A 13,182-nucleotide genomic window follows, 5' to 3' on the forward strand; every position below is an offset into this window, starting at 1 on the left:
GGGCGACGGCGGAGGATCCGTTGCGCGAATGACCCTTCCGGCCGCCTGCACGGCGGTCGGAAGGGTCATTCGTGCAGAAGACTCCCGGGGGCCCGGAAGGGAGGGTCAGCCGTCCACGACCTCGCCGTTGCGGCGCCGCGTGCGGGAGCGGCCACCCCGGCGACGACGGGCCTCGGCCCGGGCCTCGGCGCGCTCGGCCCGGCGGGCCTCCGTGAGCTCGACGCCGGCCACCGGCTCCGACGTCCGGGCCGCGGGGGTCTCGGAGCGCGAGGCGGTGCGCTCGCGGCCCTCGCCGCGACCACGGCCCCGGCCCTCGGCGCGCTGCTCGGCGGGTGCCTCACCACGCCCGCGGCCCGAGCGCTCGCCGCGGCCTCCGCCGCGTGCATCGTCACGGCCCTCGCCGGAGCGGCCGCCCCGGTTCCGTTCGCCACGGCCTCCGCCGCGCGCCCGGTCACGGCCCTCGCCGGAGCGCCCGCCCCGGCCTCGGCCGCCGCGCTCGCCGTCACGGGAACGGCCGCCGTCGCGACCCCGTCCGCGGCCGCCGTCGCGCTGCTTCGCCTCGGGGCCGCCGAGGTCCTCGAGCGTCTCGCCCTCGAGGCCCTCGAGCACGCGCTTGGCCTGCGGCAGACGGCCCTTCGTGCCCTTCGGGATGCCGAGGTCGGAGAACAGGTGCGGGGAGGAGGAGTAGGTCTCCACCGGCTCGGGCTGGCCGAGGCCGAGCGCCTTGTCGATCAGGGACCAGCGCGGCATGTCCTCCCAGTCCACGAGGGTCACCGCCACGCCCTTGTTGCCGGCGCGGCCCGTGCGGCCCACGCGGTGCACGTAGGTCTTCTCGTCCTCCGGCGCCTGGAAGTTGAACACGTGCGTGACGTCGTCGACGTCGATGCCGCGCGCCGCGACGTCGGTGGCCACGAGGATGTCCACCTTGCCGTTGCGGAACGCGCGCAGCGCCTGCTCGCGGGCGCCCTGGCCGAGGTCGCCGTGCAGCGCGCCGGCCGCGAAGCCGCGCGCCGTCAGCTCGTCCGCCACGCGAGCGGCCGTGCGCTTGGTGCGCGTGAAGATGATGGTCCGGCCGCGGCCCTCGGCCTGCAGGGCGCGGGCCACGAGCTCGTCCTTGTCCATGTGGTGGGCGCGGTAGACGAGCTGACGGATGTCCTTCTTCGTCAGGCCCTCGTCCTCCGGGTCCGCCGCGCGGATGTGGGTCGGCTGCGTCATGTAGCGGCGCGCCATCGCGACCACGGGACCCGGCATGGTGGCCGAGAACAGCATGGTCTGACGCACGGCCGGGACGGCGGCGAGCAGGGTCTCGACGTCGGGGAGGAAGCCGAGGTCCAGCATCTCGTCGGCCTCGTCCAGCACCACCGTGTTCACCAGGTCCAGGCGCAGGTGGCGCTGGCGCATCAGGTCGATGAGGCGGCCGGGGGTGCCGACGACGATCTCGACGCCGCGCTGCAGCTCCTCGATCTGCGGCTCGTAGGCGCGGCCGCCGTAGATGGTGGCGATGCGCAGGGGGCGCCGGGCCGCGGCGGCCGTGAGGTCGCCGGCCACCTGGACGGCGAGCTCGCGCGTCGGGGCGACGATCAGGGCCTGCGGGGCGCCCGCGGTGCCCTTGGCCTCGAGGCCGTCCCAGCCGGGCTCGCCCGGGCCGATGGCGCGCTGCAGTGCGGGGATGCCGAAGCCGAGGGTCTTGCCGGTGCCGGTCTTGGCCTGGCCGATGATGTCGTGGCCGCCGAGGGCGACCGGCAGGGTCATGGCCTGGATGGGGAAGGGATGGACGATGCCCTTGGCCTCCAGGGCCTCGACGATCGCGGGGTGCACCCCGAAGTCGGCGAAGGTCTGCTCGGGGGCCACGGGCACGGCGTCCTCGGTGACGATGTCCTCCGCGATCGCGGCGACCGTCGGGTCGAGGTCGGCGGAGGCGGGGGTGTGCTCGGAGTTCTGGGTCATGGCGACTCGCGTTCCTGGTCGGGCGTCGTCACGGCGGGCGGGAGGCCCGGCTCCGCCGTGCGCGCGGTTCAAGCGGAAGCCGATCGCGAGGCAAGCACGCGGAGCGGCCGACGGGCGGCGCCCCGTGGAACCGGGCCGGGCGCGCCGTGCGAGGCGGGCCGTGCCGGATCCGGCAGGTCATGGTGCCGTCCCGGGCGTCAGGGGCGCGGGCGGCGGGTCAGGGTGATCAGAGAGCGACCGGTCATCCTGGGTCAGCGTGAGCTGTGCGGCCAGTCTACCCCCGCGGCCGTGATCGCACCCGAGGCGCGGTCCACGCCCTCGATCCGCACGCGCACCCGGGTGCCCGCCGGGACGCTGCCCGGCACCCGCAGGCTCACGGCCGGGTCGAGCAGCCACACCTCCGTGCCGTCCTTCGCCTCGCGCACCGCGATCCCCTCGAGCTCCGCGCCGACGCGGGACTCGAGCGCCGCCGCCTCCACGAGGTCCGCCGCCGTCCGGCTGGCGGCCGAGGCCCGGCGCGACGAGTCCGCCATGAGGGCGGGCAGCGCGGGCAGGGCGCTGCGGACCCATGCGGGGGCGGGGGCGCCGATGGCATGGGCGTGGCACAGGGCCAGGACGAAGCGGTCCACGAGCCGGCGCAGCGGAGCGGTGGCGTGGGCGTAGGGGGCGGCGAGCGCGGCCTGGGCCGGTTCATCCGGCGGTGTGCGCAGGGCCGGGTCCTCGGCCTGCGCGTCGAAGGCCGTGTACCCGGCGCCGCGGAACAGCCCGGTCGCCGCGTGCAGCACCGCCAGGTGCCGCGCGTCGGCGGGGTCGAGGGAACGCAGGTAGGCGCCGTAGTCCTGGCCCTCGTCCCACGGGGCGCCCAGGGCGCGTGTGCGCTCTCGGAAGGCGGCGACGGCCTCGGCGTCCGGCGCCGGCATCGTGCGCAGGATCCCGACCCCGGCGGCCAGCATCAGCTCGGCCGCGGCCATGCCGGTCAGCAGGGAGAGCTGGGCGTTGTGCTCCTCCGCCGGCAGCGGCGCCCGGTGCACGAGCTCGTGCGCCCCGTCCTCGGTGACACGGACCTCCTGGTCCGGCAGGTTCAGGGAGGCGCCGCCGCGGGCGGCCTCCTGCGCGGCCCGCCGTCGGCCCACCTCCGGCAGCAGCGTCAGCGAGTCGCGCACCTCGGCCGGCCACCCCTCGGCGGCGGCCCGGTCCGCGTCGGTGACCCCGGGACGCGGCGTCGTCTGCGCCTGCGCCCCCGGCTGTGCGTCGAGGAAGGCCTGCACCTGCCCGTACGTCAGCTGCGCCCGGGAGCGGATGCGGGCGCGTTCGAGGCCGGTCTCGACGACGGCGCCCGCGGCGTCCAGCAGGAACGTCCAGACGAACGCCGGGCGCTCGCGGTCGGGGAGCAGGGAGGCGGCGTCCTCGCTCAGCACCTCCGGGTGCAGGGGGACCCGGCCGTCGGGCAGGTAGACGGTCTGGCCGCGGCGGCGGGCCTCGGCGTCCACGGCGCCGCCCGGGGCCACGAAGGCGGGCACGTCCGCGATCGCGTAGCGGACGAGGATGCCGTCGTCGTCGGCGGGGGTCAGGAGCAGGGCCTGATCCAGGTCCGTGGAGCCGGCGGGGTCCACGGTGACGAACGGCAGCGCCGTGCGGTCCGCGTGGTCCGGGCTCCCGGTCAGGCCCGCGTGCACCTCACGCGCGGCCGCCTCCGCCTCGGCCAGGACGGGGGCGGGGAAGGCCGGCGGCAGCTCGAGCTCCGTCCGCAGGGCGGCGAGGCGCTCGAGCAGGGCCGGGTCGGCGGGGCCGCGGAGGCCGAGGGCGTGAGGCGACATGGCGATGCTCCTGGGCAGGGGGCCGAGACGACGCACGCCCCGGCGGATCACCGGGGCGTGCGGGCGGGTCAAGAGGCGGCGAACCCGAGCGGGCCCGACTTCTTCGCGCCGATCTCCACGAAGCCGATGCGGTCGCCGGGGACGACCACCTGGCGGCCCTTGGCGTCCGCCAGGACCAGCGGGGTGCCGTCGGCGACGGCGGCGTCCACGAGGGAGCGGACCTCGTCCGCCGACTGCTCGCTGTCGATGACGACCTCGCGGCCGACGTGCTGCACACCGATGCGGATCTCCATGGGGAACCTCTTCTCTTCGTCGCGTCCTGTGCGGTCCACCGTCAGCCTACGGGACCGCTCGGCGGGGTGGACGGGCGCCCACGAGGTTCACCCGCGGGCGAAACGGGCCGGACGGCCGGGTCAGCGCGGCGCGTCGTCCGCGGAGGGCAGCGAGGCGAGGCCGCGCCAGACGAGCGCGTCCACCGTGCGGGCCATCTCGGCGGCGGCGGGGCGGGCGTCGGCGTCGAGCCGGTCCGCCCAGTGGCGGGCGGCGCCCAGGAGATAGCCGACGAGTCCGCGGGAGAGCACCTCGGCCTCGGCCTCGGCTACGGTGGTGTCCGCGCGGATGGTGCGCGCGACCTCGGAGGAGAGCAGCCGGTGGACGGCCTCGCTGCGCGTGCGCACCTCCGGGTCCGCGTCGATGCCGGAGTCGAAGATGAGGCGGTGGGTCCGCTCGGGGGAGGCCATGTACTCGAACACGGCGGCGACGGTGGCCCGCACCCGTTCGCGGTTGTCCCGGCGGGTGTCCATCGCCGCCTCGAGGAGCGCGCGCAGGCTCGCGACCTCGGCGTCCAACAGCTCGAGGAAGAGCTCGTGCTTGCTGGGGAAGTGCTGGTAGAGGACCGGCTTGGAGACCTCGGCCCGCTCGGCGATCTGCTCCATGGAGGCCCCCGCGTACCGCTCGGCGGCGAAGACCGCGCGGGCGCAGTCCAGCAGCTGGCGGCGACGCTTGTGCCGGGGCAGACGACGGCCTCGCCCGGGCTCGTCGGGCGCGGTGGCGGCGGGGTGGGCGGTCACGGGGTCTTCCTGGCGCGGGGCGGGCTCACGCGATGCGCGCGGCGCCGCCGTCGTCCTCGTGCGCGGGGCAGGCCGCCTCGACCGTGCCCACGGCGGGGGCGGGGCGGCCGGGGGCCTCGATCCCGAAGACCGCCTCGAGGGCGTCCTCATAGCGGTCGAGCCGGCCCTCGGCGGCGAGCCGCTTGGCGCGCACGCTGGGCTCGTGCAGGAGCTGGTTCACCATGCGGCGCAGGGCGAACTCCACCTCCTCGGCGGCCGCCGTGCAGCCGTGGCGGGCGCGCACGCGCTCGAGCTCCCGGTCGAGCACACCGAGGGTGTGGCGGCGCAGGGCCTTGATCGCCGCGTCGGCACTGCGGCCACGCTGCGCGGCGCGGTACTCCTCGACGGCGTCGTCCACGAGCGCGCGGGCCTCCGCGACGGCGACCTGGGCCTGCTCGGGTGCGGCCAGCCGCACCGACTCGAGGGTGATGAGATCGACGTCCGGCAGGTCCGCGACCGCCGGGTCGAAGTCGCGCGAGAGGGCCAGGTCGACCACCGTGAGCGGACGCCGTCCGCCCTTGCGCAGCTCCTGGAGGCGCTCGGGGCTGATCTGGCGTTCGCCGCCGGAGGAGCCGATGATCACGTCCGCCTCGGCGACGGCGCCGGCCACGGCCTCGCCGCCGAGCGCGAGGGCCCAGCCGCCGCGGTCCGCGACGAACTGCTCCGCGCGGCCCGAGGCCGAGTGCACGCCGACGGTGGTCGCGCCCCGGTCCGCCAGCTGCGCGAGCGTGGTGCCGGCGTAGGCGCCCGTGCCGATCAGCAGGATGGTGGCCCCGGCCCAGAAGTCGCGCTGGGCCGCGGCGTCGGTGAGACCGCGCAGCTCCTCCGCGAGGTCCAGGGCGACGGAGACGACCGAGCGGCCGGCCGCGCCGAGCGCCGTGCGGGAGCCGACGTCCTTGGCCGTGCGCGTGGCGGACTCGAAGAGGCGGACGAGCGGACCCGAGGCGGTGCCGGCCTCCTGGGCCGCCGTCAGGGCGCGTCGGACCTGACCGGCGATCTCGCGCTCGCCCACCACGGCGGAGTCCAGTCCGGCGCCGACCTCGAAGAGGTGACGGGCCGTGGCGTCGGCGTCGAGTGTGCGGAACGCGGCGTGCACGTCCTCGTCGGGCAGGGAGGTGGAGGCGGCGACGGCGGACAGCAGCCCCGCGCGAGCGGCCTCGACGCCGGCCCCGTCGGCCTCGGCGTAGATCTCCACGCGGTTGCACGTGGCCAGCACGACGGCGCCCGCCGCACCGCTGCCGGGCAGGGCGGGCCCGACCCCGGTCGCGCCGGCGCTGAGGCGGGCGACCGTGTCCAGGTCCAGATCATGGTGGGAGGCGACGAGAGAGAAGACAGTCACAGCGGGCCAAGTCTAGCCCCGACCGCCCCGCCCGTCCGGGAAGGCGGACCTGACCCGGGTGCCGTCGGCCAGTGTGACGACGCTCACGGAGGACGCGGATGTGCCACCGCGACACGACCGGTGGGACACTGGGGGCATGTCCGCCCTGTCCCAGACCCCCGAGACCCCCGCGGCCGTCCCGGCACTGCCCGCCGAGCACCCGCTGCGCACCGAGGATCCGTCACGCTCGACCGTGGCCAGCCCGCTCCTCTGCGCGCTGCGCGGCCAGCGCCCCGACCGCCACCCCGTGTGGTTCATGCGGCAGGCCGGCCGTTCGCTGCCCGAGTACCGCCAGGTGCGCGAGGGGATCGGGATGCTCGACTCCTGCCTCATGCCGGACCTGGTCCGGGAGATCACGATGCAGCCGGTGCGCCGCCACGACGTCGACGCGGCGATCTTCTTCTCGGACATCGTGGTCCCCCTGCGCCTGGCGGGCGTGGACGTGGAGATCCAGCCCGGCGTGGGCCCCGTGCTCGGCCAGGCCGTCCGCACCGCCGACGACGTCGCCGCGCTGCCCGTCCTCGAGGACGCCGCCCTGGACGTCATCCGCGAGGCCGTCGCGGCCACCGTCGCCGAGCTGGGCCCGCGCCCCCTGATCGGCTTCGCCGGCGCCCCCTTCACGCTGGCGGCGTACATGGTGGAGGGCCGTCCCTCCCGCGACCACTTCGGCCCGCGACGCATGATGCACGCCGACCCCGAGACCTGGGCCGCCCTGGCCGGCTGGGCGGCCACCGTGTCCGGCCAGTTCCTGCGCGCCCAGCTCGAGTCCGGCGCCTCCGCCGCGCAGCTGTTCGACTCGTGGGCCGGTTCGCTCTCGGCGGACGACTACCTCGAGCACGTGCAGCCGCACTCGACGGCGGCCCTCGCCCATGTCGCCGACCTCGCCGGGCCCGGCGTCCCCGACGGCGCCCCGCTCCTGCACTTCGGCACGGGCACCGGAGAGTTCCTGCACCACATGCGTGACGCGGGCGCGACCGCCGTCGGCGTGGACCACCGCCTCACGCTCGCCGAGGCGCACCGCCGGCTCAGCGCGAACCCCGGCCCCGACGGACGCGGCGCCGTGCCCCTGCAGGGCAACATCGACCCGGCCCTGCTCGCCGCCCCGTGGGAGGTCCTCGAGGCCCACGTGCGCGACGTTGTCGCCTCCGGCGCCGTCGCGCCCGGCCACGTCGTCAACCTCGCCCACGGCGTGCCGCCGGAGACGGACGCGGCCGTGCTGACCCGCGTGGTCGAGCTGATCCACTCCCTGCCCGTGCCGGAGCGGGAGGGCCAGGACCCGGCACCGGGGGTCGAGACCGCCGAGCGGGAGGAGCGCGCATGAGCGGCACGGCGCTCGTGGTCGGCGGCGGCATCGCCGGCCTCGTCGCGGCCCACCGACTGTCCACGGCGGGCTGGGACGTGACCCTCGCCGAGGCCACCTCCGTGCTCGGGGGCGCGGTCTCCCCGCGCTTCCTCGACGTCCCCTCGCACGGCGAGACCGGGGCCCCCGAGACCCAGACCCTCGAACTCGACGGCGGCGCCGAGTCGTTCGCCGTCCGCGGCGCCGCCGTGCGCGCGCTCGTGGAGGAGCTCGGGCTGGGCGAGAAGATCGTCGCGCCCGAGCCCCTCGGCTCGTGGCTGCACGGTCCCGCCGGCCCCGTGCGCGCCCCGCGTCTCGGCATCGTCGGCATCCCCGGCGACCTCGACGCCGAGGACCTCGCCGCCGCCCTCACGCCGGCCGGCCTGGAGCGCGCCCGGCAGGACGCCGAGGCCCCCATGGATCGCTGGGCCGCCGCGCTCGCGGCCGGCGAGCCGGTGACCGTCGCGCAGGTCGTGGCCGACCGCCTCGGCGACGAGGTGCTCGACCGCCTCGTGGCCCCCGTCGTCGCCGGAGTCCACTCGGCCGACCCCGCGGTCGTCGAGCTGGAGCGCGTGGCCCCCGGCCTGCTCGCCGCCGCCGTGGAGCACGGCGGGCTGGCCGCGGGCGTCGCCGCGCTGCGGTCCACCGGGACCCCCGGCTCGCTCGTGGCCGGTCTGGACGGCGGCATGGTCCGCCTCACCGGCCGGCTCGTCGAGGCGCTGCGCGAGGACGGGGCCACCGTCCTGCGCGGTGTCCGGGTGGCCGCCCTGTCCCGCGTGCCCGCCACCGGCGGCTGGTGGGCCCAGATCTCGGACCGGGACGACGAGGTCGTCCGCGGGCTCGACGTGGACCGCGTCGTGCTGGCCGTGGACGGCGTCACCGCCTGGGACCTGCTGGCCCCGCTCTCGGCCGAGGCCCTGGACCCCGACGCCGGCCCCGCCCTCGGCGAGGGCATCGCGCTGGCCACGCTCGTCGTCGAGGCCGCGGGCCTGGACGACGCGCCACGCGGCACCGGAGTGCTGGTCGGCGCCGGGACGGACGTGGCCGCCAAGGCCCTGACCCACGCCACCGCCAAGTGGGCGTGGCTGCGCGAGGTCGTCGCGCGTCCGCAGGAGGACGGTGTCGCCCGCCATCCCCACCGCCACGTGCTGCGCCTGTCCTACGGCCGCCAGGGCGGCGGGCCCGAGGCCCTGGGCCACCGCAGCGCGGACGAGGAGCTGCTCGCGCAGGCGCTCGTGGACACGGCGACTCTCACCGGGGTGCCGCTGGCGGAGGAGGACGTCGTCGCCCGCACCGTCACCCGCTGGCGCCGCTCCATCCCGCCGCAGGCCGGCCCCGACCGCGCGAAGGCGGACACGCTGATCGACTGGGCACGGGACGTGCCCGGCCTCGACCTCGTGGGCAGCTGGGTGCACGGCACCGGGCTGGCCGCCGTCGTCGCCGGCGTGGACCGCACCCTCGGCGCCGACGCGCCGCCCGCGGGCTGACCTCGCCCCCAGACCACCCCTGACGCAATCGGATCTCAAGGAAGAGGACCATGACCAAGGACAGCACCACCACCCCTGCCGAGGCCGGCAAGGACTGGTTCACCACCTACACCGTGTTCGCCCGCCCACAGGGCGAGCCCGGCTGGCTGGGACTGGAGGGCCGTGACGCGAAGAAGGCCGCCAAGGAGTTCGACGAGGCCGTCGCGCGGGTGGCCCAGACCGGCGTGACCGTGCGCGGCGTCTACGACGTCTCGGGCATGCGCGAGGCCGGCGACGTCATGGTGTGGATGTACGGCCAGGTGCCCGAGGACCTGCAGGCCGCCATCCGCGAGCTGCGCCGCACCCGTCTGCTCGAGGGCACCACGATGGTGCTCTCGGCCATGGGCGCCGATCGCATGGCCGAGTTCAACAAGGACCACGTCCCCGCCTTCGCCATGGGCCGCAAGGCCCTGAAGTGGCTGTGCTTCTACCCGTTCGTGCGCTCGTACGATTGGTACCTGCTGGACCCGAAGGAGCGGGCCCGCATGCTCCGCGAGCACGGCCAGCTCGGCCAGGACTTCCCGCAGGTATGGGCGAACACCACCAGCGCGTTCGGCCTGAACGACTGGGAGTGGCTGCTGGGCCTCGAGGCGGACGAGCTGACGGACCTGGTGGACATGATGCGCCACCTGCGCAACAACGAGACCCGCCTGCACGTGCGCAGCGAGGTGCCGTTCTACACCGGACGCCGTCTGGAGACCGCCGAGATCGCGGAGGTGCTGGCCTGATGACCGCCGCCCCCGAGCCCCGCGCCGACGCGCCCGTCCACACCGGCCCGGACGCCGGCGTCGCCCCGGCCCTCCGGACGCCCGAGAAGGCCGCCGCCGGCGTCGACTACGACGTGTGCGGCGTGATGGCCCCCAAGGACTACGACGCCCTGCTGCTCGCCTCCTTCGGCGGGCCCGAGGGCCAGGACGACGTGATCCCGTTCCTGCGCAACGTCACGCGCGGGCGCGGCATCCCGGACGAGCGCCTCGAGGAGGTCGCCACCCACTACCGCGCCAACGGCGGCGTCAGCCCCATCAACGCGCAGAACCGCGCGCTGAAGGCGGCCATCGAGGCCGAGCTGGCCGCCCGCGGCCTGGACCTGCCCGTGTACTGGGGCAACCGCAACTGGGAGCCCTACTTCCCGGACACCCTCGAGCGGATGCACGCCGACGGGCACCGCCGCATCCTGACGGTCACCACCTCCGCGTACTCCTGCTACTCCTCGTGCCGCCAGTACCGCGAGGACATGGGCATGGCCCTGGAGCAGACCGGCCTGACCGGGAAGGTGGACCTGGACAAGACGCGCCAGTACTTCAACCACCCCGGCTTCATCGAGCCGTTCCGGGACGGCCTGCGCGCGGACCTGGCGTCGCTGCGCGCGGAGCTGGGGGACGACGCGCGGATCCACGTGCTCTTCGCGACCCACTCGATCCCCACCTCCGACGCCGCCGCGGCCGGCCCGCGCGGCCTCGCCGCAGACCTGCGCGCGCAGGCGGGGGCGGAGCCGGGCGACGAGGGTGCGGACGTGTACTCGGCGCAGCACCTCGACGTGGCCCGCGAGATCCTCGCCGGCGTGCCCGAGGCCGCGGACGTGCCGTGGTCGCTCGTGTACCAGTCGCGCTCCGGCCCGCCCTCGGTGCCGTGGCTGGAGCCGGACATCAACGACGCGATGGAGCACCTCGCGGGCGAGGGCGCCGAGACGGACGCGCAGGGGCGTGCCGTGGCGGGCTTCATCGTCGTGCCGCTGGGGTTCGTCTCGGACCACATGGAGGTGGTCTGGGACCTCGACACCGAGGCCAAGGAGACCGCCGAGGGGCTGGGCGTGGGGTTCCGTCGCAGCCCCACCCCGGGCACCGACCCGCGGTTCGTGGCCGGGCTCGTGGACATCGTGGAGGAGCGGCTGGGCCGGCGCGAGGGTCGCGCCGCGGTCGGCTGCTTCCCGGCGTGGTACGACGTGTGCCGGCCGGACTGCTGCGTCAAGGTGATGCGGGACGGCTCGACGCGGCCGACGACGTCCGCTGTCGACGCCGCCGTGCGCGGGCTGGCCGAGCACGAGGCGGGCGCCGCGGCCCCCGCCGAGGAGGCCTGAGACCGTGACCCCCCTGCGCATCGGCACCCGGGGCTCCGCCCTGGCGACCACGCAGACCACCCACGTGGCCGAGACGCTCACGGAGCGCTCCGGCCTGGCCCACGAGCTGGTGGTGATCCGCACCGAGGGCGACGTCACCACCGGCTCGCTGGCCTCGCTGGGCGGCACCGGCGTGTTCGCCTCGGCGCTGCGGGCCGCCGTGCTCGACGGCGTCGTGGACGCGGCCGTGCACTCGCTCAAGGACCTGCCGGCCGTCCAACCGGAGACCCTCGAGATCGCCGCGGTGCCGGCCCGGGCCGACCTGCGGGACGCCCTGTGCGCCCGCGACGGCCTCACCCTGGCGACCCTGCCCGAGGGCGCCCGGGTGGGCACGGGCTCGCCGCGCCGCGTGGCCCAGCTCAAGGCGCTGCGCCCGGATCTGGAGCTGGTGGACATCCGCGGCAACGTGCAGACCCGCCTGGCCCGCGTGCCCGGGCTGGAGCAGCACGACGATCACGCCCCGGCCGCCGCGGGTTCGCCCCGCGGTGACCTCGACGCCGTGATCCTGGCCTGTGCCGGGCTCGACCGGCTCGGCCTGGACCACGTGATCACCGAGCGGATCGACCCGGAGGTCATGGTGCCCGCCCCCGGGCAGGGCGCCCTGGCCGTGGAGATCCGGGCCGAGGACGAGTCCTTCCTCGGTCGGGCGCTCCTGGACCCCGAGGCGCCGGTCGGGAGGCTGCACGCCGCCCTCGAGCTGGTCGACGATCGGGACACCCACGTGGCGGTCACCGCCGAGCGGGCCCTGCTGCGCCGCCTCGAGGCCGGCTGCGCCGCGCCGATCGGGGCCGTGGCCCGCGTGAGCGACGGCGAGGCCGGCGCGCCGCGCATCGAGATGACCGCGATGGTGGCCGCCCTCGACGGCTCGCGCGTGCTGCGCCGGACCTCGTCCGTGCAGCTCGACCCGGTGCCGACCGACGTGGCCGGCGACCCGGCGGCCGGCGACGAGTGGCTCGAGGACACCCTGTTCGTGGCCGCGGAGGCACTCGGCGTGCACGTGGCCGAGCAGTTCGTGGCCGAGGGCGCCGACCTGCTGCCCGGCACGGTGCGCGGGGTGGACCGGGGCGACGGCGCCCCGCGCCCCGACGACCCGGCCTGAGATGCGCGTCCTGCTCACCCGCCAGCCGGCCCAGGCCGGCGACCTCGAGGCCGGTCTCGCCGGCACCGAGGTGGCGGGGCGGCGGCTGCGGGTCGGCTTCCTGCCGCTGACCGACTTCGCACTGCCCGACGACGACGGCCCCCTGCGCGCGCTGCTCGCGGACTGGGCGGGGGCCGACGGTGATGCGGCCGGGCCGGTGCGCTCGGACGGGTCCCGCTGGCTCGTGGTGACGAGCCCCAACACCGTGCGCGCGCTCAGGGCCGTCGGCTGGGACGGCCATGTCCCGGCGGGCGCGCGGATCGCGGTCACCGGACCGGGCACGGCACGGGTGCTGACCGAGGCGGGCTGCGACGCGGCGCCGTGGCTGCCGCCCGAGGACCGCTCCGCCGAGGGCCTGATCGCCGGACTCGCCGCCCTGCATCCCCGCGGCGCCCGCGCGTGGCTGCCCCAGTCCGATCGGGCCCGGTCCCGCCTCGCCGACGGCCTGCGCGCGGCGGGCTGGGACGTGCGGACCGGGCTCGCCTACCGGACGGTGCCGTATCCGGCGCAGGCCGGCAGGCGGCTGCTCGACGGGGCGGCGGACGAGGGCCGGGGGGACGTCGTGACGCCCGCGCGGCTGGCCGCGGTCGCGGCGGGGACCGCCGTGGTGCTCACCAGCTCGTCCGCGGCGGAGGAGTTCGTGGCCGCGGGTCTGACGCCGCTGGTGGGGGAGCGGGTGCGGCTCGTGGCGATCGGCGCGCCGACCCGGGACACATGCGCGCGGCGGGGTCTGCCCCTGCTCGGGACGGCCCCCACGCCGGATGCGGCCGGAGTGCTGGCCGTGCTGCGCGCTGCGGCCTGAGCCGCCCGTC

Annotated in this window: 11 protein-coding genes; 6 read left to right on the plus strand and 5 right to left on the minus strand. The window is 76.6% G+C overall.

The genetic code is table 11. The annotated features are described in order from the left end of the window. Positions 1 to 105: 105 nt before the first annotated feature. From HDA34_RS10675 to HDA34_RS10695, 5 genes are all read right to left on the minus strand, one after another. Positions 106 to 1,947: a DEAD/DEAH box helicase gene (locus HDA34_RS10675; protein WP_134377036.1), complete on the minus strand. Its 1,842-nt coding sequence runs from the start codon at positions 1,945 to 1,947 to the stop codon at positions 106 to 108. A 251-nt stretch (positions 1,948 to 2,198) separates the two neighbouring features. After that, positions 2,199 to 3,764, minus strand: coding sequence for an RNB domain-containing ribonuclease (locus HDA34_RS10680; RefSeq protein WP_063189558.1), 1,566 nt, complete (start codon positions 3,762 to 3,764; stop codon positions 2,199 to 2,201). 68 nt (positions 3,765 to 3,832) lie between these two features. Further along, positions 3,833 to 4,057: a DUF3107 domain-containing protein gene (locus tag HDA34_RS10685; RefSeq protein WP_002854967.1), complete on the minus strand. Its 225-nt coding sequence runs from the start codon at positions 4,055 to 4,057 to the stop codon at positions 3,833 to 3,835. A 120-nt stretch (positions 4,058 to 4,177) separates the two neighbouring features. Next, the gene (locus HDA34_RS10690; RefSeq protein ID WP_044659417.1) at positions 4,178 to 4,834 is read right to left on the minus strand and encodes a TetR/AcrR family transcriptional regulator; all 657 of its coding nucleotides are present in this window, start codon (positions 4,832 to 4,834) and stop codon (positions 4,178 to 4,180) included. Positions 4,835 to 4,859: 25 nt separating this feature from the next. After that, the gene (locus tag HDA34_RS10695; RefSeq protein ID WP_101967522.1) at positions 4,860 to 6,212 is read right to left on the minus strand and encodes a glutamyl-tRNA reductase; all 1,353 of its coding nucleotides are present in this window, start codon (positions 6,210 to 6,212) and stop codon (positions 4,860 to 4,862) included. Positions 6,213 to 6,348: 136 nt separating this feature from the next. On the opposite strand from HDA34_RS10695, the gene hemE reads away from it, so the two are divergent. Genes hemE through HDA34_RS10725 form a run of 6 tightly spaced genes read left to right on the plus strand, consistent with a single transcriptional unit; the run spans position 6,349 to position 13,172 of the window. Then, positions 6,349 to 7,572, plus strand: coding sequence for a uroporphyrinogen decarboxylase (gene hemE / locus HDA34_RS10700; RefSeq protein WP_101967521.1), 1,224 nt, complete (start codon positions 6,349 to 6,351; stop codon positions 7,570 to 7,572). Beyond that, positions 7,569 to 9,077: a protoporphyrinogen/coproporphyrinogen oxidase gene (locus HDA34_RS10705; protein WP_101965984.1), complete on the plus strand. Its 1,509-nt coding sequence runs from the start codon at positions 7,569 to 7,571 to the stop codon at positions 9,075 to 9,077. Before hemE ends, HDA34_RS10705 begins: the two co-directional genes overlap by 4 nt. 50 nt (positions 9,078 to 9,127) lie before the next feature. Continuing rightward, complete coding sequence (gene hemQ, locus HDA34_RS10710; RefSeq protein ID WP_036314319.1) at positions 9,128 to 9,844, plus strand: hydrogen peroxide-dependent heme synthase; 717 nt, start codon at positions 9,128 to 9,130, stop codon at positions 9,842 to 9,844. Further along, positions 9,844 to 11,193, plus strand: coding sequence for a ferrochelatase (locus HDA34_RS10715; protein WP_049147270.1), 1,350 nt, complete (start codon positions 9,844 to 9,846; stop codon positions 11,191 to 11,193). The genes hemQ and HDA34_RS10715 overlap by 1 nt, the downstream gene beginning before the upstream one ends. Positions 11,194 to 11,197: 4 nt before the next feature. Next, complete coding sequence (gene hemC, locus HDA34_RS10720; protein WP_134377035.1) at positions 11,198 to 12,331, plus strand: hydroxymethylbilane synthase; 1,134 nt, start codon at positions 11,198 to 11,200, stop codon at positions 12,329 to 12,331. A gap of 1 nt (position 12,332) precedes the next feature. Then, entirely contained in the window at positions 12,333 to 13,172 is an 840-nt protein-coding gene (locus HDA34_RS10725; RefSeq protein WP_036314324.1) for a uroporphyrinogen-III synthase, read from the plus strand. Positions 13,173 to 13,182: the final 10 nt, after the last annotated feature.

Source organism: Micrococcus luteus, from assembly GCF_014138885.1.
Classification (GTDB): domain Bacteria; phylum Actinomycetota; class Actinomycetes; order Actinomycetales; family Micrococcaceae; genus Micrococcus; species Micrococcus luteus.